This window comes from Streptomyces sp. NPDC047706, from assembly GCF_043204795.1.
GTDB lineage: Bacteria > Actinomycetota > Actinomycetes > Streptomycetales > Streptomycetaceae > Streptomyces.
The window spans coordinates 1-21,069 of record NZ_JBIDCW010000019.1 but is presented as its reverse complement, the minus strand read 5'-3'; the positions used below and the strand labels follow the sequence as shown (position 1 = coordinate 21,069).

Sequence of the window (21,069 nt, the reverse complement as noted above, 5' to 3'; positions counted from 1 at the left end):
CCAGAACATGCCACCCTGAACCCATGCCCGAAGGAGACACGGTCTGGCAATCCGCGAGGCGCCTGCACACCGCCCTCGCGGGCAAGATCCTGACCCGCTCCGACCTGCGCGTCCCGAAAATCGCGACGGCCGACCTCACCGGCCGTACCGTCCTCGATGTCACGCCCCGGGGCAAACACCTCCTCGCCCGCGTCGAAGGCGGACTGACCCTCCACTCGCACCTCAGGATGGACGGCTCCTGGAGGGTGTTCGCGGCCGGCGCACGCTGGACCGGCGGCCCCGCACACCAGATCCGTGCCATCCTCGGCAACCCCGACCACACCGCCGTCGGCTACCGCCTCCCCGTCCTCGAACTCCTGCGCACCACCGACGAGGACCGCGTCGTGGGCCACCTCGGCCCCGACCTCCTGGGCCCGGACTGGGACTCGGACCAGGCCCTGGCCAACCTCCTCGCGGACCCCGCCCGCCCCCTCGGCGAGGCTCTCCTGGACCAGCGCAATCTCGCCGGCATCGGCAACGTGTACAAGAGCGAACTCTGCTTCCTGCTCGGGGCCACCCCCTGGCTGCCGGTCGGCGCCCTCCCCGCCGACCGCACCGCCAAGCTCCCGGACCTCGCGAAGAAGCTCCTGGAGGCCAACCGCGACAGCCCGGTCCGCAGCACGACGGGCCGCCGCGGCCAGGACCTGTTCGTCTACGGCCGCGCACCCCGCCCCTGCCTGCGCTGCAACACCTCCATCCGGGTCGCCGACCAGGGCGACGGTTCCCGCGAACGCCCCACCTACTGGTGCCCGCGCTGTCAGACCGGCCCGGCCCCGGCCCCCGGCGCCGCACGCGCCGGCGGCGGCCGACGGAGCAGGCCCCGCCCGGCCCCGCCCGGCGAGATCCAGCACCGCCCAACCAATTGACGGCCCGTCAGAACTCCTCGTACCGTCCCTGCATGGCCGTACAGGCATACGACCTCACCGGGCGCACCGCCTTCATCACCGGCGCCGCGGGCGGCATCGGACGCGCCTCGGCGATCCTCCTCGCCCAGGCGGGCGCCACCGTGCACTGCGCGGACCGCGACGCCCCGGGCCTGCATGAGACCGCCACGCTCATCAAGGGCCGGGGCGGCGCCGCGCACACCCACCACCTCGATGTCACCGACCGCGCCCAGGTCAGGCAAGCCATCGCGGCCTGCGACCGGCTCGATGTGCCGGCCGCGATCGCCGGTGTCATGCACAGCAGCCCGGTCCTGGAGACCCGCGACGAGGACCTCGACCGGGTGCTGAACGTCAATTTCAAAGGCGTCCTGTACGCCTGCCAGGAGGCCGCCCGCGCGATGCTCGAGACCGGTGTGCGGGGCAGCATCGTCACCATGGCCTCCGGCGCCGGCGACACCGGCGGCCCCGGCCTGCTGTGCTACGGCGCGGCCGAGGCAGCCGTCGTACAGCTGACGAAGTCGCTGGCCACCGAGATGGGCAGGTACGGCATCCGGGTGAACGCGGTCGCGCCGGGCTGGATCCGCACGCCCATGACCGAACGCTACGACAGCGCGGCCCTGGCGCACACGGAGTCGGTGATGGCCCGGATGTCCCCGCTGGGCCGCGTGGGCACGGCGGAGGAGGTCGCACACGCCGGCCTCCACCTGGCCTCGGAGGCGTCGGCCTTCACGACGGGCCAGATCATCCGTCCGAACGGGGGCGTGGCCATGCCCTGGTAGCGGTGCCCCGTACCGCCCGCCATACCGCCGCCCCGAGCGAGCCTGCCGCGCGCCCCCTGGGCACACAGTGCACCGGCAGCAGGCTCAGCCCCCATCCCCCGGCCACGACCGCCGCCTCCAGCGCCCCCGCGTCGGGCGCCGTCGCCAGCCGCAGCACGGCCCACCACCACACCGCGCCGAGTCCCAGTGCGGCCCCCCAGCACACTATTCGCCCCGCCATGGCCGTCACCTCCAGCTCGGCGCCAGAAAGGCCGTCCTCATCTCGGGGACGACGTTAGTGGCGTGCCCTCCTGCCACGGGAGGGCGCACCAGCGGCACAGGGGCGCACCATTCACCAGCACCGACGGAAAAGAGGCACCTGGGGTCGACCGGGCCGTCTCCACGCCCCAGGCCGCCCCGGGGCAGCATTCGTGCGGCAGGCGCCACACGACGGCCGCGCCCTCGGGGCCGAGGCGAGGGACCACTCGTGCCGCAGCGGCGACCTCGTTCGATGCCGACCCGTGGGCGCGAGGCGGTCTTCCACCGGGCCGCTCAGGAAGGGAGCAGGTCAGGCCCACCAGCGACCGGGCCCGGACGCGACCCGCATGGGGACCGGCTCAGCCGTTCTCGGCCTGGAACATCCAGTGGTGCTTCTCCAGATCAGCCGTGACCCCGATCAGGATGTCCTGCGAGACGGGATCCGGCGCCTCGGTGGCCGCCACCCTCTCGCGCATCCGGCCGATCACGGCCCCCAGCGCGTCCACGAGGACACCGACCGCCTCAGCGTCCCTGATCCAGCCGCCGGCCGTCGCCGCGATGCCGCTGCCCACGGCCACCGTGGAGGCACGCCCGTCGGGAGAGACACCCAGCGCCGAGGCCCGCTCGGCGACCGTGTCGGAGTGCGTACGCGCGCTGGTCACCACGTCGTCGAGCTGAAGGTGCACGCTGCGAAAGCGGGGGCCGACCACGTTCCAGTGGACCTGCTTGGCCACGAGGGCGAGGTCGATCAGATCGACGAGGGCGCCCTGAAGCGACTCGGCGACCGTCTTCAGATCGGCGTCGGACAGCGGGCTTTTCACGACGTACATCGCACCTCCGTAGGGCTGGCCCGTCATGTCCCTCCACGATGACCGCGCCACCCCGGACCGGCAAACGCACGCAAAACAGCCCCGAAGGGAGAACCCCGGCGGAGACCCCGAAGACGCGAAAACCCCGACCGCACTCTCCGGACCTCCCGGAGAGGCCCTGGCCGGGGCCTCACACGTTCTCGCAGTCGCTGAGCACGCGCTTCAACGCGAGACTCAGCTCACGCGGCAACCACGTCCACCGCTTCGGCGGGCGCCTTGATGGTCACCCGTTCCGGTGGCACACCGGTCACCGATACGGAACCCAGCATCGCGCGAACCGGCGTGGGAACAGGCTCGCTGGGGGTGGCCGCTGCAGACTGGGCCAGCTCGGCGAGGGCGAGCTCGTCGCTCACTTCCCGCATGAGCTCGGACATCCGTACGTCCAGCGCGTCGCAGATGGCGGAGAGCAGTTCGGAGGAAGCCTCCTTCTGCCCCCGCTCCACCTCGGAGAGATAGCCGAGTGAGACTCGGGCGGACGAGGAGACTTCGCGCAGAGTACGGCCCTGGCGCTGGCGCTGCCGACGCAGCACGTCACCCAGCAGGCGACGGAGCAGAATCATCGGTGGCTCCCTCCTCGGACCGCGTAGCCGCATCCTTCACGCCCCACCGTACCGCCTTGCGCTGCGGCCGTGCGGGGAGCGATGTCGTGTTCACTCAGGGCTGCAAACATCAAAACCCCCCGTTCCGTTCCGTATCCTGTGCCCGCTCATTCCCAGTCTGTTCGCCCGCAAGCTCCCTCAGAAGCAGTGCGAGTACGCTCCGTACACTCTCCATACGAATTTCCGCCCGGTGGCCGTTCAACCTCAGGGCCTCCACTTTTCCGCCACCGGCAGAACCGGGACCCACTGCGAACGGGCCGTCCACGGCGACGAAAACGGTCCCGACGGGCTGTCCGTCCTGTGGGTCCGGACCGGCGACACCGGTGGTCGCGAGGCCCCAGTCGGCGCCCAGCGCCTTCCGCACTCCGGCTGCCATCTGGGCCGCGACCTGCGGATCCACCGCTCCCCGCTGAGCCAGCAGGGTGGCGTCGACCCCCAACAGCTCGTGCTTGAGGTCGGTCGCGTACGCCGTCACGGACCCCCGGAACGCCTTGGAGGCGCCGGGCACCGTGGTCAGCTCCGCCGCGACCAGGCCACCCGTCAGCGACTCGGCGACGGCGACCGTCTCGCCCCTCACCGTGAGTAGTCGCACCACTTCGGCGGCCGGGGAACTCACCCTTCCGTCTCCTCCAACGCGGCCTTGCGCTCGGCGATTCCCCGCCTGCGCAGCACAATGGCCTGTCTCACATAGTCGAGTCCGGTCGCCACGGTCAGGACGACCGCCGCGGCCATCACCCAGAACCGCAGGGTGGCCAGCCAGCCCGTGAGCGCCAGCACATACATCCCGACGGCCACGCCCTGGGTGAGCGTCTTCAGCTTCCCGCCGCGGCTGGCGGGGATGACGCCGTAGCGAATGACCAGAAAACGCAGCAGCGTGATGCCCAGTTCCCGCCCGAGGATCACCGCCGTCACCCACCACGGCAGATCGCCCAGCGCCGAGAGACAGATCAGCGCCGCACCCATGATCGCCTTGTCGGCGATGGGGTCGGCGATCTTCCCGAAGTCGGTGACGAGGTTGTACCTGCGGGCCAGATGGCCGTCGAAGAGGTCCGTGATCATGGCGATGGCGAACGCCGCCCAGGCCAGCGAGCGCCAGGCCGGGTCGTACCCGCCGTCGGCCAGCATCAGCGCGACGAATCCGGGAACCAGCAGCAGCCGGAGCATGGTCAGCAGATTGGCGATGTTCCAGACACTGGCCTGGTTCACCGCCGCGGCCGCGATCTTCCCGCCGCGCGCCGGCCGGGCATCCATCTGCGCGCTGGTGGCGCCGGCGCCGGAGACACCCACGCCACCGGCCCCCGAACCGGACGCTCCCACACCCTGTGCGGAGCCCTGGAGGGAAGCCCGCTGCGAGGAGGGCCCCTTCGAGGCCGCCGCCGTGCCGTTCGTGTGGGCGGAGCCACCCGCGGCGGACGCCGGTACTCCGGTCATCTGCCCGCCTCCCCACTGCCGGCCCGGCCGTCGGCGCCCGCGCCCGCGAAAGCCAGCGGCTCGGCCACGAGATCGACACCCTCCGTGCCGACCACCTTCGCCTCGACCATACGGCCGGCGCTCAGGGCCTCGCCCTGCGCGACTCCGGTCAGCAGCACCTGCCCGTCGGTCTCCGGAGCCTGGTGCGCCGCACGGCCGTAGGTGCCGTCCTCGCCGCCGACCGACTCCACCAGCACCCGCACGGTCTCGCCCACGCGCTCCTCGGCCCGCTGCGAGACGAGCTCCTCGGCGAGGTGCGAGATGTGGGCCAGCCGCTCGGCGACGACGTCCTCGTCGAGCTTGTTGTCGTAGGTCGCGGCCTCGGTGCCCTCCTCGTCGGAGTATCCGAAGACGCCGATCGCGTCCAGCCGTGCCCCGTTCAGGAAGCGCTCCAGCTCGGCCAGGTCGGCCTCGGTCTCGCCGGGGAACCCCACGATGAAGTTGGACCGCACGCCCGCGTCCGGGGCCTTGCTGCGGATGGTGTCGAGCAGCTCCAGGAACCGGTCGGTGTCGCCGAAGCGGCGCATCGCGCGCAGCACGCCGGGCGCGGAGTGCTGGAAGGACAGGTCGAAGTAGGGCGCGACCTTGGGCGTCGAGGTCAGGACGTCGATCAGGCCGGGCCGCATCTCGGCGGGCTGGAGGTAGCTGACGCGCACCCGCTCGATGCCGTCGACGTCCGCCAGCTCGCGCAGCAGCGACTCCAGCAGCCGGATGTCGCCCAGGTCCTTGCCGTAGGAGGTGTTGTTCTCGGAGACCAGCATGACCTCCTTGACGCCCTGCTCGGCCAGCCAGCGCGTCTCGTTCAGCACGTCGCTGGGGCGGCGGGAGATGAAGGAGCCGCGGAAGGACGGGATGGCGCAGAAGGTGCAGCGCCGGTCGCAGCCGGAGGCCAGCTTCACCGAGGCGACGGGGCTGCCGTCCAGGCGGCGCCGCAGCGGCGCGCGCGGGCCCGAGGCCGGGGCGAGGCCCTCCGGGAGGTCGGAGGGGGCGCCGTGGCCGGGCAGCGCCACGTCGGACGCCGACTGCCGCTCGGCCGGGCTGATCGGCAGCAGCTTGCGCCGGTCGCGGGGGGTGTGCGCGGCGTGGATGCCGCCGTTCAGGATGGTCTGGAGCCGGTCGGAGATGTCGCTGTAGTCGTCGAAGCCGAGCACGCCGTCGGCCTCGGGGAGCGCCTCGGCGAGTTCCTTGCCGTACCGCTCGGCCATGCAGCCCACCGCCACGACGGCCTGGGTTCTGCCGTGCCCCTTGAGGTCGTTGGCCTCCAGGAGGGCGTCGACGGAGTCCTTCTTGGCGGCGTCGACGAAGCCGCACGTGTTCACGACGGCGACGTCCGCGTCCTCGGCGGTCTCGACGAGCTCCCAGCCGTCCGCCTCCAAGCGGCCTGCGAGCTCCTCCGAGTCCACCTCGTTACGGGCGCAGCCAAGGGTGACGAGTGCGACGGTACGGCGTTCAGGCATGGGCTCAAGACTACTTCGTCCGACTGACACCCCACGTCGACGGGGTTGGCCGATCTTGGCCAACCCCGTACGCACCTCGCCCCTGCGGGTCCTTCTATCCGGCCTGCGGGTCGCCCTTCGTGTACGTGAGGCGCTCGACGGCGCCGGGCTGGAAGTCGTCCTCGATCTTCTTGCCGTTCACGTAGAGCTGGATGGCGCCGGCGTCGCCGAGCACCAGGTTGACCTTGGAGCTGTCCTGGAAGGTCTTGGACTGGCCCTGCTTGAGGAGGCCGTCGAACAGGAGCCGGCCGTTGTGGTCCTTGGCGGAGATCCAGCTCCGGCCGTCGACGGCGCTGACCTGGACGGTGACCTTGTCGCGGGGCGCGGCCGCGATGGCGCTCTCGGTGGGGTCGGGCTTGGGGTCGGTCGGCTTGGCGGCGTCGGCCGGCGGCGAGGCGGTCTTGCCTGCGGAGGGCTTGGCACCCTCCGCGACCGGCGCCTTGGAGCCGTCCTCGGACTCGCCCTTGAACAGGGTGAACCCGACGAAGCCGACGACGGCGACGATCGCCGCGACCATCGCCGCGGTCCAGTTGGGCCCCCGACGCTCCGGACGGATGCGCTCGGCCTCGAACAACGGCGCCGCCGGCGTGGGCGCCGGGCCCCCGCCGCGCTCGGCGTCGTACTGCTCGAGGAGCGGGGCCGGATCCATGTGGACATACTTGGCCAGTGTCCTGATGTGCCCGCGCGCGTAGACGTCACCGCCGCAGGGCGCGAAGTCGTCCGACTCGATGGCGTGCACGATGGCGATGCGGACCCGGGTGGCGGTACTGACGTCATCGACGGTCAGCCCTGCGGCGATACGCGCCTGCTGCAGGGCACGGCCGATGGAGGGGCGGGCTTCCTCGGAAACGTCTTCGAACGGACGCTCGTCTTCAGGGGAGTTGCCGATGGACACGGGGGCGCCTTTCGAGCGTGTAGCCACCTGTGCTGGAGGTTCAGTCTAGGGGGGGTGCAAAAGGGTGGGGCAACCCGGCGGAGAGACTTTGTACGCCATCCGAATGGCCGGACGTCCCGACGACGGGTTTGGTGCTTGACGAATGGTGGGGCGGGTGTTTGTCGCTTCCCTCAACTTGACGTGCGAAGCGGGGAAACGGTTGCTCAATGATCCCTTACGGGTGAGTCACGATCGAACAACCTTGTGCGGCGAGCCGACGAGCGTGACCCACTTGCCTACCCTTCAGACTCCCCACGGATGACGGCGAGCACGCCATCCAGCTCATCGGGTTTCACAAGAACATCACGTGCCTTGGAGCCCTCGCTCGGCCCGACGATGTTCCGCGACTCCATCAGGTCCATCAGCCGCCCGGCCTTGGCGAAGCCGACGCGCAGTTTGCGCTGCAGCATGGAGGTCGACCCGAACTGCGTGGAGACGACCAGTTCGGCCGCCTGGCACAGCAGATCGAGGTCGTCGCCGATGTCCTCGTCGATCTCCTTCTTCTGCTTGGTGCCGACGGTGACGTCGTCCCGGAAGACCGGCGCCATCTGGTCCTTGCAGTGCTGGACGACGGCCGCGACCTCCTCCTCGGTCACGAACGCGCCCTGCATACGCGTCGGCTTGTTCGCCCCCATCGGCAGGAACAGCCCGTCGCCCTTGCCGATCAGCTTCTCGGCGCCGGGCTGGTCGAGGATGACGCGGGAGTCCGCCAGCGACGACGTGGCGAACGCCAGCCGCGACGGCACGTTCGCCTTGATCAGACCGGTGACCACGTCCACGGACGGCCGCTGCGTCGCCAGCACGAGGTGGATGCCGGCCGCGCGGGCGAGCTGGGTGATGCGCACGATCGCGTCCTCGACGTCCCGCGGCGCCACCATCATCAGGTCGGCGAGCTCGTCGACGATCACCAGCAGGTAGGGGTAGGGCTGGAGCTCGCGCTCACTGCCCTCGGGCGGCTTGACCTTGCCCTCGCGCACGGCACGGTTGAAGTCGTCGATGTGCCGGTAGCCGTACGCCGCCAGGTCGTCGTAGCGCAGATCCATCTCCCGTACGACCCACTGGAGCGCCTCTGCGGCCCGCTTCGGGTTGGTGATGATCGGCGTGATCAGGTGCGGAATGCCTTCGTAGGCGGTCAGCTCGACGCGCTTGGGGTCGACCAGGATCATCCGGACGTCCTCCGGGGTCGCCCGCATCATGATCGAGGTGATCAGGCAGTTGATGCAGGACGACTTGCCGGAACCGGTGGCTCCGGCGACCAGCATGTGCGGCATCTTCGCCAGCGAGTGCATGACGTACCCGCCCTCGACGTCCTTGCCGAACGCCACCAGCATCGGGTCGTCGTCCTCGGCGGACTCCGCGAGCCGCAGCACGTCGCCGAGGTTGACCATCTCCCGGTCGGTGTTCGGGATCTCGATGCCGACCGCGGACTTGCCGGGGATGGGACTGATGATCCGCACGTCGGGGCTGGCGACGGCGTAGGCGATGTTCTTGGTGAGCGCGGTGATCCGCTCGACCTTGACGGCGGGCCCGAGCTCGACCTCGTAGCGCGTCACCGTCGGCCCGCGCGTGAAGCCGGTGACGGCCGCGTCGACCTTGAACTCGGTGAAGACGGTCGTCAGGGAGGCCACCACGGCGTCGTTCGCGGCGCTGCGCGCCTTGCCGGGGCCGCCTCGCGTGAGGAGGTCGAGCGAGGGCAGGGCGTAGGTGATGTCGCCGGACAGCTGGAGCTGCTCGGCGCGCGGCGGCAGGTCGCGCTCCTGCGCGGGCGGCGACTTGGTGAGGTCGGGGACCCCGGTGCCGAGCTTCTCCTGCCGCGGGCGCGCGGCCGGCACCGGCGTCGGGGTCGGCGTGCTCTCCGCGCGGTCGCCCACGCTGACGCCCTGGGTGAGGTCGGCGACGATCGGCGAGGGCGGCATGCCGTGCAGCACGGCGCCGTCGAGTGCGGCGGCGGCGGCCGCGGCGACGTCCACGGCGTCCCGCTGCCGCTCCCCCTCGGGCTGCGGCACGGACGAGCGCCTGGGACGGCCCCGACGTTGCGAGAGGGCCTCCTGCTCGGGACCGTCCGGGTCGTACGCCGGCGGGGCCTGCCCCCGTCTGCGGGGTCGTGCGGCGACGGCCTCACGCCACTGCTCGTCGTAGCGCGCGTCGTCGGCGGTGAACTCGTCCTCGTACTCCTCGGCGTCGCGGACGAGTCCCAGCTTCACGCCGAGCAGCCGCAGCCGCTGCGGGATGGCGTTGACGGGCGTGGCCGTGACGACCAGCAGTCCGAAGACCGTGAGGAGTACCAGCAGGGGTACGGCGAGCACCTCGCCCAGGGCGTACGTCAGCGGGGTCGCCGTGCCCCAACCGATCAGACCGCCGGCGTCCCGTATGGCCTGCATGCCGGCGCTGCGCGCGGGCGAGCCGCAGGCGATGTGGACCTGGCCGAGCACGCCGACGAGCAGCGCGGACAGGCCGATGACGATGCGCCCGTTGGCCTCGGGCTGCTCGGGGTGCCGGATGAAGCGCACGGCGACGACCGCGAGGAGGATCGGCGTGAGCAGGTCGAGCCGGCCGAAGGCTCCGGTGACCAGTATCTCGACGAGGTCGCCGACGGGACCGCGCAGGTTGGACCAGGTGCCCGCGGCGACGATCAGCGCGAGCGAGAGCAGCAGCAGGGCGACGCCGTCCTTGCGGTGGGCGGGGTCGAGGTTCCTCGCGCCCTGCCCTATGCCGCGGAACACGGCGCCGACGGCGTGCGCCAGGCCGAGCCAGACAGCGCGGACCAGCCGGTAGACGCCCCCGGTCGGGCTGGGCGCCGGCTTCGGCGCGGCCTTCTTCGCCGGAGCCTTCCTGGCGGGCGCCTTCTTCGCGGGCGCCTTTTTCGCGGCGGCCTTCTTCGCCGGAGCCTTCGCGGAAGCGGCAGCCTTCTTGGCGGGCTGCTTCTTGGCTGCGGAGGGACGTGAGGCCATAGGTGTGAGGTTACCGGTGGAGACGACAGCGGACACGCGTGCCCACTGCTTCACCCGTTCGTGTCGCCCTTGCCCAGGCGCGAAACTGACGCGAACTCACGAGCAGGCGCCTTGTCCGGGCCCGCCGCAGGACGGCTCCGTGAACTCCGGGCGGACGAGCGGCAACTCGGCCCGATCCGCCGTCAGTTCTGCGACGGCACCGAGGGAGCCCCGCCGGCCCCCGGTTCCAGCGCGTCCAGCGCCCGGCGCAACCCCGTGAGCTTGCGCTCCAGATGGGCCGCCGTGGCCACCGCCGCCGCGTCCGCGGACTCGTCGTCGAGCTGCTTGGACAGCGCCTCGGCCTGCTCCTCGACGGCCGCGAGGCGCGCCGACAGCTCGGCGAGCAGCCCGGCGGACTCCTTGCCGCCGACCGCGCCCTTGCCGCCGCCCTCCAACTGGAGCCTCAGCAGCGCGGCCTGCTCGCGCAGCTGGCAGTTCTTCATGTAGAGCTCGACGAAGACGGAGACCTTCGCGCGCAGCACCCACGGGTCGAACGGCTTGGAGATGTAGTCCACCGCACCGGCCGCGTAGCCCCGGAAGGTGTGATGCGGGCCATGGTTGATGGCGGTGAGGAAGATGATCGGGATGTCCCGGGTCCGTTCCCGCCGCTTGATGTGCGCGGCGGTTTCGAAACCGTCCATTCCCGGCATCTGGACGTCCAGCAGAATGACCGCGAAGTCGTCCGTGAGTAGTGCCTTGAGCGCTTCCTCCCCGGAAGATGCCCGCACCAGCGTCTGATCGAGCGCAGAGAGGATCGCCTCCAGCGCCAGCAGATTCTCCGGCCGGTCATCGACCAGGAGGATCTTGGCCTTCTGCACCATGGCCCGCCCTCCTCGCCCCGGCAGTGCACCGGGCGCCGCCCCGTGGGCCGACTCCGTTGCGCCGCCCATCCTCGTGCCGGTCATCGTAGCCGCACCCCGCTTGTCGCCACACCCTGTCACCGCGATGTCACTGTGCACCTAGCAGAAACGCGGCAGGGGACCAGAAGGTTCCCCGAATCCCGCACTTCTACACGGCTTCGCACACTCTGCGTCAGCAATCCCTCAAAGACACCCACTGTTCATTCGTCCTGCATCCACTGCTCCATCACCGCCAGCAGATGATCAGGATCGACCGGCTTCGTCACATAGTCCGACGCACCCGACTCGATCGCCTTCTCCCGGTCACCCTTCATCGCCTTGGCCGTCAGCGCGATGATCGGCAGCCCGGCGAACTGCGGCATCCGGCGAATCGCCGTGGTCGTCGCATAACCGTCCATCTCGGGCATCATGATGTCCATCAGGACGACCGCCACATCGTCGTGCTGCTCCAGCACCTCGATGCCCTCACGGCCGTTCTCGGCGTACAGGACCGACAGCCCGTGCTGCTCCAGGACGCTGGTGAGCGCGAAGACGTTGCGGATGTCGTCGTCGACGATCAACACCTTCTCACCCCCGAACCGGACACTCACGCGCGGGCGGGTGTCCGCCTCCTCCTCACCGCCCTGCCAGGGCTCCGGCAGGGCCGGCAGCGCCCGCGGCTCGGCGGCGGGGAAGGTCCTGCGCCGGCGCCGGAAGAGCGCGGCAGCCCCGTTCTGCGTCTCGCGGTACGACTTCACCTCGGCCGGCGTCTCGACCGCCGGCTCGGCCGGCTCCGGCCACTCGGCGAGTTCGGCCACGGGGGTCGCGGGCGTGGGCTGCTGGTATCCGTGCGGGGGCAGTTCGGTCGGGTACAGCGGCAGGTACAGCGTGAACGTGGACCCGCGGCCCGGCTCGCTCTGCGCGTGGATCTCACCGCCGAGCAGCTGGGCGATCTCCCGCGAGATGGACAGGCCGAGGCCCGTACCGCCGTACTTGCGGCTGGTCGTGCCGTCCGCCTGCTTGAACGCCTCGAAGATCACCCGCATCTTGCTCGCCGCGATCCCGATGCCGGTGTCGGTCACCGAGAACGCGATCAGCCCGGCCTCGGCGTCGGCCAGCGAACCGGCCTCCAGCAACTGCTCCCGGATCGCCTGCGGCACGTCGTCGCGCGCGGGACGGATGACCAGCTCCACCGAACCCGAGTCGGTGAACTTCACCGCGTTCGACAGCAGGTTGCGCAGCACCTGGAGGAGCCGCTGCTCGTCGGTGTGCAGTGTCGCGGGCAGCTCCGGGGACACCCGCACGGACAGATCCAGGCCCTTCTCCGCGGTCAGCGGCCGGAAGGTGGCCTCCACGTAGTCGACCAGCTGGACGAGCGCGATACGGGTCGGCGAGACGTCCATCTTGCCGGCCTCGACCTTCGACAGGTCCAGGATGTCGTTGATCAGCTGGAGCAGGTCGGAGCCGGCACCGTGGATCGTCTCCGCGAACTCGACCTGCTTCGGCGTCAAATTTCCGTCCGCGTTGTCGGCGAGCAGCTTGGCCAGGATGAGCAGCGAGTTCAGCGGCGTACGCAGCTCGTGCGACATGTTGGCCAGGAACTCGCTCTTGTAGCGCATCGACACCGCGAGCTGCTCGGCACGCTCCTCCAGGACCTGCCGCGCCTCCTCGATCTCGGTGTTCTTCACCTCGATGTCGCGGTTCTGCTGGGCCAGCAGCTCGGCCTTCTCCTCCAGTTCGGCGTTGGACGCCTGAAGGGCCTTCTGCCGGTTCTCCAACTCGGCTGAGCGCTCACGCAGTTGCTCGGTCAGCTCCTGCGACTGCTTCAGCAGCACCTCCGTCTTGGTGTTGACGGAGATGGTGTTGACGCTGGTCGCGATCATCTCGGCGATCTGGTTGAGGAAGTCCTTCTGAATCTGCGTGAACGGCGTGAACGAGGCCAGCTCGATCACGCCGAGCACGATGCCCTCGAACAGCACCGGCAACACGATGACCTGCGCGGGCGGGGCTTCGCCCAGGCCGGAGGAGATCTTCAGATAGCCACTGGGCGCGTTCTCCACGAGGATCGTGCGCTTCTCCTGGGCGGCGGTGCCGACCAGCGCCTCACCGGGCGCGAACGACGTCGGCATGGAGCCCATCGAGTAGCCGTACGAGCCCAGCATCCGCAGCTCGTACTGCTCGTCCTCGCCCGTGGTGTCGGCCGGCTGCATCGCCAGGAAGAACGCCCCGTGCTGCGCGGAGACCACCGGCGTCAGCTCGCTCATGATGAGCGAGGCCACGTCCTCCAGGTCGCGGCGGCCCTGCATCAGCGCGGAGATCCGGGCGAGGTTGCCCTTCAGCCAGTCCTGCTCCTTGTTGGCGATCGTGGTGTCGCGCAGGTTGGCGATCATCTTGTTGATGTAGTCCTGAAGCTCCTGGATCTCGCCGGAGGCGTCCACATCGATCTTCAGGTTCAGGTCGCCGCGGGTCACCGCGGTCGCCACGCGCGCGATGGCACGCACCTGCCGGGTCAGGTTCCCGGCCATCTCGTTCACGGACTCCGTCAGGTCCCGCCAGGTGCCGTCGACGTCCCGCACCCGCGCCTGACCACCCAGCTGGCCCTCCGTGCCCACCTCGCGGGCCACACGCGTGACCTCCTCGGCGAACGAGGACAGCTGGTCCACCATCGTGTTGATGGTGGTCTTGAGTTCGAGGATCTCCCCGCGCGCGTCGATGTCGATCTTCTTCGTCAGGTCACCCTTGGCGATGGCCGTCGTCACCATCGCGATGTTCCGCACCTGACCGGTCAGGTTGGACGCCATCTGGTTCACCGACTCGGTGAGGTCCTTCCAGGTACCGGCCACACCCGGCACATGCGCCTGACCACCGAGGATGCCGTCCGTACCGACCTCACGGGCCACCTTGGTGACCTGCTCCGCGAACGAACTCAGCGTCTTCACCATGGTGTTGAAGGTGTCGGCGAGCTGCGCCACCTCACCGCGGGCCTCGATCGTCACCGTGCGCGTCAGGTCGCCGTTGGCGACGGCCATCGCGACCTGGGAGATGTTCCTCACCTGGACGGTCAGGTTCTTGGCCATCAGGTTGACGTTGTCGCTGAGGTCCTTCCAGATGCCCGTGACGCCCGGCACGTGCGCCTGGCCGCCCAGGATTCCCTCGGTGCCCACCTCGCGGGCCACCCGCGTCACCTGGTCCGCGAAGGACGACAGCTGGTCGACCATCGTGTTCACGGTGGTGACGAGCTCCAGGATCTCGCCCTTGGCGTCGACGGTGATCTTCTTCGACAGGTCGCCCTTGGCGACGGCGGTGGTGACGTGGGCGATGCTGCGCACCTGCACGGTGAGGTTGTTCGCCATGAAGTTGACGGACTGGGTGAGGTCCTTCCAGGTGCCCGAGACGCCCTGCACCTCGGCCTGCCCGCCCAGCTTGCCCTCGGTGCCCACCTCACGGGCCACGCGCGTGACCTCCTCGGCGAACGAGGACAGCTGGTCCACCATCGTGTTGAGCGTGTTCTTCAGCTCCAGAATCTCGCCGCGCGCGTCCACCGTGATCTTCTGCGAGAGGTCGCCCCGCGCCACCGCCGTCGCGACCTGGGCGATCTGCCGCATCTGAGCCGTCAGGTTGCCGGCCATGCCGTTCACGGAGTCCGTCAGGTCCCGCCACACGCCGGCCACGCCGGGCACCTGCGCCTGACCGCCGAGCCGGCCCTCCGTACCCACCTCGCGGGCCACCCGCGTCACCTGGTCGGCGAAGGCCGAGAGCTGGTCCACCATCGTGTTGACGGTGTTCTTCAGCTCCAGGATCTCCCCGCGCACGTCCATGGTGATCTTCTGCGACAGGTCACCGCGCGCCACCGCCGTCGTCACCTGGGCGATCTGCCGCACCTGGGCGGTCAGATTGCCGGTGATGGAGTTGACGGCGTCGGTGAGCTCCTTCCACGTCCCGGAGACGCCCTCCACGCGCGCCTGCCCGCCGAGCCGTCCCTCGGTGCCGACCTCCCGGGCCATCGTCGTGACCTGGTCGGCGAAGGACGACAGCTGGTCGACCATCGTGTTCACGGTGTTCTTCAGCTGGAGCATCTCGCCGGAGACGTCCACGGTGACCTTCTGGGAGAGGTCACCGTTGGCGACCGCCGTCGTCACCTGGGCGATGTTCCTCACCTGTCCGGTGAGGTTTCGGAACGCCGTGTTGACGGAGTCCGTGAGGTCCTTCCACGTCCCCGCGGCTCCGGGCACCTGCGCCTGCCCGCCGAGCTCACCCTCGTCGCCGATCTCCCGCGCCACCCGCGTGACCTCGGAACCGAAGGCGGACAGCTGGTCCACCATGCCGTTGACGGTGTTCTTCAGCTCCAGCATCTCGCCGGCCACGTCCACGGTGACCTTCTGGGAGAGGTCACCGTTGGCGACCGCCGTCGTCACCGCGGCGATGTCCCGCACCTGAGTGGTGAGGTTCCGGAACACCGTGTTGACGGAGTCCGTAAGGTCCTTCCACGTCCCCGCGGCCCCCGGCACGTTCGCCTGACCGCCGAGCCGCCCCTCGGCACCGACCTCGTTGGCCACCCGCGTGACCTCGTCCGCGAAGATCCGCAGCGTCTCGGTCATCTGGTTGATCGTCTCGGCGAGCTGGGCGACCTCGCCGCGCGCCTGCACGGTCACCTTCCGCGACAGATCACCGTTGGCGACCGCGGTCGTCACCTCGGCGATACCGCGCACCTGGGCGGTGAGGTTGCCGGCCATGGTGTTGACGGAGTCGGTGAGCTCCTTCCACACCCCGGCCACCCCGGGCACCTGCGCCTGCCCGCCCAGTTCACCCTCGGTACCCACCTCACGCGCGACGCGGGTCACCTCGGAGGAGAACGCCGAGAGCTGGTCCACCATCGTGTTGACGGTTTCCTTCAGCTCCAGCATCTCACCGGCCACGTGAACCGTGACTTTCCGGGACAGATCACCCTTCGCCACGGCCGTCGTCACCAGCGCGATGTCACGCACCTGAGCGGTCAGCCGGTACGCCATCGTGTTGACGGACTCCGTGAGGTCCTTCCACGAACCCGACATACCGCGCACCTGGGCCTGCCCACCCAGCTTGCCCTCGGTACCCACCTCGCTGGCCACCCTTGTGACCTCGTCGGTGAACGTCGACAACTGGTCGACGAGGTTGTTGACGGTCCGCCCGACCTTCAGGAACTCCCCGCGCAGCGGGTGCCCGCTCCCGTCGGGCGCGTTCGTCCGCAGCTCCATCCGCGGCGCCAGATCACCCTCGGCCACCGCGAACAGCACCCGGCTGACCTCGGACACCGGCCATACGAGATCGTCGACCAGGGCGTTCGAGGCATCGATCGCGGCCGCCCAGGACCCCTCGCAGGCCCCCGCGTCCAGCCGCTCGGTGAGTTTCCCCTCACGCCCGACGACGCGCCGCACCCGCGACAGCTCACCCGTAAGGTGCAGATTTCGGTCGGCGACCTCGTTGAAGACGGCGGCGATCTCCGCCATCACACCGTCCCCGGACACCGTCAGCCGCTTGCGGAAGTTGCCGTCCCGCATCGAGACCAGAGCCGCCTTCAACCGGTTCAGGGCAGCCGTGTCCACCTCCGTGGTCCCGTTCCGGCTGCTCGGGGACTGTCCGCCCTTCGCGCGCGGCTTCGTGCCCCGCGTCGCTGCGCCAGACTCCACTGTGTCCCTCCCGCAGGGGTCGACCATTACTGCTGTGCTCGGCTCTACTGCTCGGCGTATCGATCACTACTGCTGCCTGCACCCGTGGTACCGGCCGTCAATCCCACCAGGAGGTACCGGACCGCACCAGGGGCTGCTGCCCGCCGAACGCGCACCGCACTCGCCCTGCCCGTACCTCCACCACAAGCCTGCCCAGTGTTTCACCCCCGCCGAACCAGGCCATAACAGTTCGGCAGCTTCGCACACCGTCCGCACACCCTCCGGACGGAAACACTGCAGACCGGCATCCGCATGAACCGCGAAGGTAAGTAACCTTGCATGCGGCTGTCCAGCCGCACCGGTTCCGTCCGGCCTGGGCGGTGGCACGACAACGAGCGGGCATCGGAGGGGCGGCCGCACACATGACCACCGGACTGATCCCGGGGGACCAGCCCCCGGACCCCCGGCCGACCAGCGGCCTGCCGTCGCAGACACGGCGCGAGCCGCTCGACGGCACCGCAGCCCAGCACGTCGAGAGCAGATCGAGGAGTTTTGTGATCACCGCGCGCGCGGCCGCCAGCTTCGAGCCCGTCGGGCGCTCGGTCGCCTCCGCGCGCTCCTTCGTCCGCGACACGCTCCAGGGCTGGGGGTACGCCGACATCGTCGACGACGCCGTCGTACTGACCAGCGAACTGGTCACCAACGCCGTCGTGCACGCGGGAACCACCGCCGACGTCCTGTGCCTGCGCCTCGACGGCGGCGTCCGCATCGAGGTCGCCGACCACTACCCGGAGCGTGAAGTCCCCCTCCAGGGCTCTGCCGTCAACATGGGCAGCCCCGACCGTGAGGGCGGCCGCGGCCTCCAGCTGTGCGCGGCCCTCGCCGGCCGCTGGGGCGTCGACTACACGCCCACACACAAACAGGTGTGGTTCCAACTCGACCTGCCCGAACGCGCCGTGGGCACCCGCACCGCCGGACCCTCCCTCCCCGCCGACCTGCTCCCGCCGGCCGACGGCCGCGTCCGCGTCGCCGTGATCCAGATCGACCGCGGCGGCTCCATCACGGCCTGGAACGAGGACGCCGAGGAACTCTTCGGCTACCAGGCCGAGCAGGTCACCGGCAAACCCCTCACCGACCTCGCCGCCTGGCCGCACACCCCGGGCACCAGCACCGGCATCGCCGAGGCCCTGCAACTGTCGCGCTGGGAGGGCAGCTACGGCATCCGCGACGCCGGCGGCCGGGTCGTCCCGGTGTACGCCTCGCACCTCCGCGTCCGCGACACCGCAGGCGAACCCTCCACCGTCTGCCTCCTCGTCCGCGACCACGAACGGGCCGTCCTGCAGACGCCGATGCGCATCACGGCGTCCGACACGACCACCGCCTCCGAGGGCCAGAGCACCGACCCCTTCGAGGTCTTCATCGGCTCCCCCGCCCCGGACGACCTCGACGGCCTCCTCCAGCGCACGGTCGAACGCGCCCGCGACATGCTCGACGGCGACTCCGCGTTCCTCCTCCTCGCCACCGACGACGAGACGGAGTTGGAGGTCCGCGCCTCCACGGGCCTACCCTCCGCCCGCCAGCGCTTCGCCCGCGTCCCCGTCGAGGCGGGCCCCGGCCGCTACGGCTCGGCCCGCATGCCCGCCGTCCACGACGACCTCACGGCCGTCCCGGGCGCCGTCCCACTGCTCAACGGCACCGGCATGCGCTCCGTCGTCACCGTCCCGCTCAAGGTCGAGGGCCGCCTCACCGGCTCCCTCGGCGTCGCCGCGGAGGGAGCGGGCCGATACTCCAACGAGGAGGCGCTGCGCCTCCAGTTCGCCGCCGACCGCATCGCCCTCGCCGTGGAGTCGGCCCGCCTCGGCGAACTCGAACGCCTGCGCCGCGGCTCGCTCAGCTTCCTCGTCGAGGCATCCGACCTCCTCGCCGGCACCCTGGACCGGGACCAGACACTCGCCCTGATGGCACAGATGACGGTCCCGACGCTGGCCACCTGGTGCGCGGTCTACACGATCGCCGACCAGGCCTCCGAGCCGTACCTGTCGTACGTCCTGCACGAGGACGAGGAACTCATCGACGGCATCAAGTCGCTGCTGTCGAAGATCGCCCCGCCCGACCCGGTACCCACCCCCGGCGCCCGCGTCTGGTCGGCCCCGGCGGAAGCCGCCCACCAGGCGGCCCTGCGCACCTCGATGCGCAGCCTGGGCCTCGGCCAACCCGCCACGGTCAGCTCCGGCATCGGTACGACGCTGGCGACGGCGTCCGCGGTCGGCGGCGAGACGGTCGTGCTGCCGCTGGTCGCCCGCAACCGCGTCATCGGCATGCTCACCCTCGGCAAGCCCACCGACGAACACTTCCGCCAGGAGATCCTGGAACTGGCCGAGGACCTGTCCCGTCGAGCCGCCCTGGCCCTGGACAACGCCCGTCTCTACTCCGAGCGCACGGCCATCAGCCAGTCCCTCCAGCGCAGCCTCCTGCCTCCCGAACTCCCCGTGATCGACGGCGTCGAGGTCGAGGTCATCTACCGCGCGGCCGGCGAGGGCAACGAAGTCGGCGGCGACTTCTACGACCTCTTCCCCATCCGCGACGGCGCCTACGGCTTCGCCATCGGCGACGTCTGCGGTACGGGGCCGAACGCCGCGGCCGTCACCGGCCTCGCCCGGCACGCCCTGCGCCTCCTCGCCCGCGAGGGGCTCAGCGGCCCGGCGGTTCTGCAGCGCCTCAACTCCGCCATCCTCGACGAGGGCGCCCGCAGCCGCTTCCTCACCCTCCTCTACGGCGAGATGCGCCCGCTGGAGGACGGCAGCGCCGAGCTGAAGGTGGTCTGCGCCGGCCACCCGCTCCCCCTGCGGCTGCGCCAGGACGGCACGGTGGAAGCCGCCGCCGAACCCCAGCCGCTCCTCGGTGTGCTGGAGGACCTGGACCTCTACGAGCAGACGGTCACCCTCGACCCCGGCGACGTCCTCCTCTGTGTCACGGACGGCGTCACGGAGCGTCGCGAGGGCAACCGCATGCTGGGCGACGACGGCCTCGCCGACGTCCTCACCACCTGCACCGGCCTCACGGCCGGCGCGGTCGCCGCCCGCATCATGCGCGCGGTGGAACGCTTCGCCTCGGACGCGCCGTCCGACGACATGGCCATCCTGGCGATGCGCGTGCCGGGCCTCCACAACGGCCTGACCACCGTCTGAACAGCAGCCCGCACAGCAAGAAGACCCCCACCCGAATGGGTGAGGGTCTTCTTCAGTGCGAGCCCCCAAACGGAATCGAACCGTTGACCTTCTCCTTACCATGGAGACGCTCTGCCGACTGAGCTATAGGGGCCGGTCACCTTGCCGAGGTCTCCCTCGCGGCAACGGAAGAGATCATACCCTGAACAGGCCGGTGGTCCCAACAAAGACCGTCCCGTGCAGGAAGCGATCAGAAGGCAGCCTGCAGCAGTCCGCCCAGCGCATTGCACGCGGATACGACCCTCTGCATGTCCCGCTTCGTCAACGCACCGTCCACGGGCAGCGCGAGTGTCTCTTCCGCGGCCCGCTCGGTCTCCGGCAACGACACACACTGCCGGAACGCGGGCAACCGGTGCACCGGCGTCTTCACCGGCACCCAGCACTCAACTCCCCTTGTGCGCAGTGACCGTGCGAACGCGTCCCGGTCCGGCCGCCCGTTCCCGGGCACCCTCACCACGTACTGCTGATAGGTGTGCCCCACGCCGCCATCAGGCGTGTACAACCCCCTCAACTTCGCATCCAGATAAGCGGCCCGCTGCCGCCGCTGCGCCACCTCGTCGGACGGCGCCTCGGACTCCCCCTGCTCCAGCACCAGAAGCCCGTTCCGCTGCCCCACGCCACGCAGTCCCCGGACATCCGCCGGGCGGCCGAATCGATGTACGACAACGACGGCCGCGGTTCGCGAAGTTACGGCCGCCTCGACCGCGGACGTGTCGAGGCAGTACGACACCGGGTCGATGTCCGCGAACACCGGGCGTGCCCCCGCCAGGCTCACCGCTTCGGAGACCTCGACGTTCCCGAAGGCCGGCACGATGACCTCGTCACCGACTCCTACGCCGGCGGCCCTGAGCATTGCAGCAGTACCCATGCCGCGGATCGTGGTAGCGCAACGTGAACTTCAAGTGACGCCGAACAAAAAAGGGTTGGACCCGGAACCGAAGTTCCGGGTCCAACCCTTCTAATAACTGTTCGGCGGCGTCCTACTCTCCCACAGGGTCCCCCCTGCAGTACCATCGGCGCTGTAAGGCTTAGCTTCCGGGTTCGAAATGTAACCGGGCGTT

At 70.2% G+C, this 21,069-nt stretch carries 14 protein-coding genes, 1 tRNA gene and 1 rRNA gene; 3 read left to right on the top strand and 13 right to left on the bottom strand.

Annotated features, from left to right (window positions below; genetic code table 11):
- Window positions 1–23: 23 nt before the first annotated feature.
- On the top strand, window positions 24–905 hold the full coding sequence (locus ACGF8A_RS22365) for an Fpg/Nei family DNA glycosylase (protein ID WP_393110790.1): 882 nt from the start codon (window positions 24–26) through the stop codon (window positions 903–905).
- A gap of 32 nt (window positions 906–937) precedes the next feature.
- Window positions 938–1,702 (top strand): SDR family NAD(P)-dependent oxidoreductase, encoded by a 765-nt coding sequence (locus ACGF8A_RS22360; RefSeq protein ID WP_393110788.1) that lies wholly within the window; start codon window positions 938–940, stop codon window positions 1,700–1,702.
- Here ACGF8A_RS22360 and ACGF8A_RS22355 read toward each other — a convergent pair.
- The 10 genes from ACGF8A_RS22355 to ACGF8A_RS22310 form a co-directional block, all read right to left on the bottom strand.
- The gene (locus ACGF8A_RS22355; RefSeq protein ID WP_393110786.1) at window positions 1,665–1,922 is read right to left on the bottom strand and encodes a hypothetical protein; all 258 of its coding nucleotides are present in this window, start codon (window positions 1,920–1,922) and stop codon (window positions 1,665–1,667) included. The genes ACGF8A_RS22360 and ACGF8A_RS22355 overlap by 38 nt on opposite strands.
- A 376-nt stretch (window positions 1,923–2,298) precedes the next feature.
- Window positions 2,299–2,769 carry a Dps family protein gene (locus tag ACGF8A_RS22350; protein WP_393110784.1) on the bottom strand — a complete coding sequence of 157 codons (471 nt, stop codon included), beginning with the start codon at window positions 2,767–2,769 and terminating at the stop codon, window positions 2,299–2,301.
- Between the two features lie 218 nt (window positions 2,770–2,987).
- Complete coding sequence (locus ACGF8A_RS22345) at window positions 2,988–3,368, bottom strand: helix-turn-helix domain-containing protein (protein WP_152893338.1); 381 nt, start codon at window positions 3,366–3,368, stop codon at window positions 2,988–2,990.
- A 109-nt stretch (window positions 3,369–3,477) separates the two neighbouring features.
- Window positions 3,478–4,023 (bottom strand): CinA family protein, encoded by a 546-nt coding sequence (locus ACGF8A_RS22340; RefSeq protein ID WP_393110782.1) that lies wholly within the window; start codon window positions 4,021–4,023, stop codon window positions 3,478–3,480.
- Window positions 4,020–4,838, bottom strand: a complete 819-nt coding sequence (gene pgsA / locus ACGF8A_RS22335) for a CDP-diacylglycerol--glycerol-3-phosphate 3-phosphatidyltransferase (RefSeq protein WP_393110780.1) — start codon at window positions 4,836–4,838, stop codon at window positions 4,020–4,022. The genes ACGF8A_RS22340 and pgsA overlap by 4 nt, the downstream gene beginning before the upstream one ends.
- On the bottom strand, window positions 4,835–6,334 hold the full coding sequence (gene rimO / locus ACGF8A_RS22330; RefSeq protein WP_393110778.1) for a 30S ribosomal protein S12 methylthiotransferase RimO: 1,500 nt from the start codon (window positions 6,332–6,334) through the stop codon (window positions 4,835–4,837). The genes pgsA and rimO overlap by 4 nt, the downstream gene beginning before the upstream one ends.
- Before the next feature lie 94 nt (window positions 6,335–6,428).
- Window positions 6,429–7,268, bottom strand: coding sequence for a helix-turn-helix domain-containing protein (locus ACGF8A_RS22325; RefSeq protein ID WP_393110776.1), 840 nt, complete (start codon window positions 7,266–7,268; stop codon window positions 6,429–6,431).
- A 275-nt stretch (window positions 7,269–7,543) separates the two neighbouring features.
- Window positions 7,544–10,258, bottom strand: a complete 2,715-nt coding sequence (locus tag ACGF8A_RS22320; RefSeq protein WP_393110774.1) for a DNA translocase FtsK — start codon at window positions 10,256–10,258, stop codon at window positions 7,544–7,546.
- A gap of 182 nt (window positions 10,259–10,440) precedes the next feature.
- Window positions 10,441–11,118, bottom strand: coding sequence for a two-component system response regulator (locus ACGF8A_RS22315; RefSeq protein WP_393110771.1), 678 nt, complete (start codon window positions 11,116–11,118; stop codon window positions 10,441–10,443).
- Window positions 11,119–11,357: 239 nt separating this feature from the next.
- Window positions 11,358–16,802, bottom strand: a complete 5,445-nt coding sequence (locus tag ACGF8A_RS22310; protein ID WP_393110769.1) for a HAMP domain-containing protein — start codon at window positions 16,800–16,802, stop codon at window positions 11,358–11,360.
- Window positions 16,803–17,203: 401 nt separating this feature from the next.
- Between ACGF8A_RS22310 and ACGF8A_RS22305 the strand changes: the two genes are divergently transcribed.
- A complete protein-coding gene (locus ACGF8A_RS22305) occupies window positions 17,204–19,969 on the top strand; it encodes a SpoIIE family protein phosphatase (RefSeq protein ID WP_393110767.1) in 2,766 nt (921 codons plus the stop codon).
- 60 nt (window positions 19,970–20,029) lie between these two features.
- Here ACGF8A_RS22305 and ACGF8A_RS22300 read toward each other — a convergent pair.
- From ACGF8A_RS22300 to rrf, 3 genes are all read right to left on the bottom strand, one after another.
- Window positions 20,030–20,102, bottom strand: a tRNA-Thr gene (locus ACGF8A_RS22300).
- Window positions 20,103–20,198: 96 nt separating this feature from the next.
- Window positions 20,199–20,861 (bottom strand): DegT/DnrJ/EryC1/StrS family aminotransferase, encoded by a 663-nt coding sequence (locus tag ACGF8A_RS22295; RefSeq protein ID WP_393111002.1) that lies wholly within the window; start codon window positions 20,859–20,861, stop codon window positions 20,199–20,201.
- 114 nt (window positions 20,862–20,975) lie between these two features.
- Window positions 20,976–21,069 (bottom strand): 5S ribosomal RNA (rrf, locus tag ACGF8A_RS22290); the annotation flags it as partial.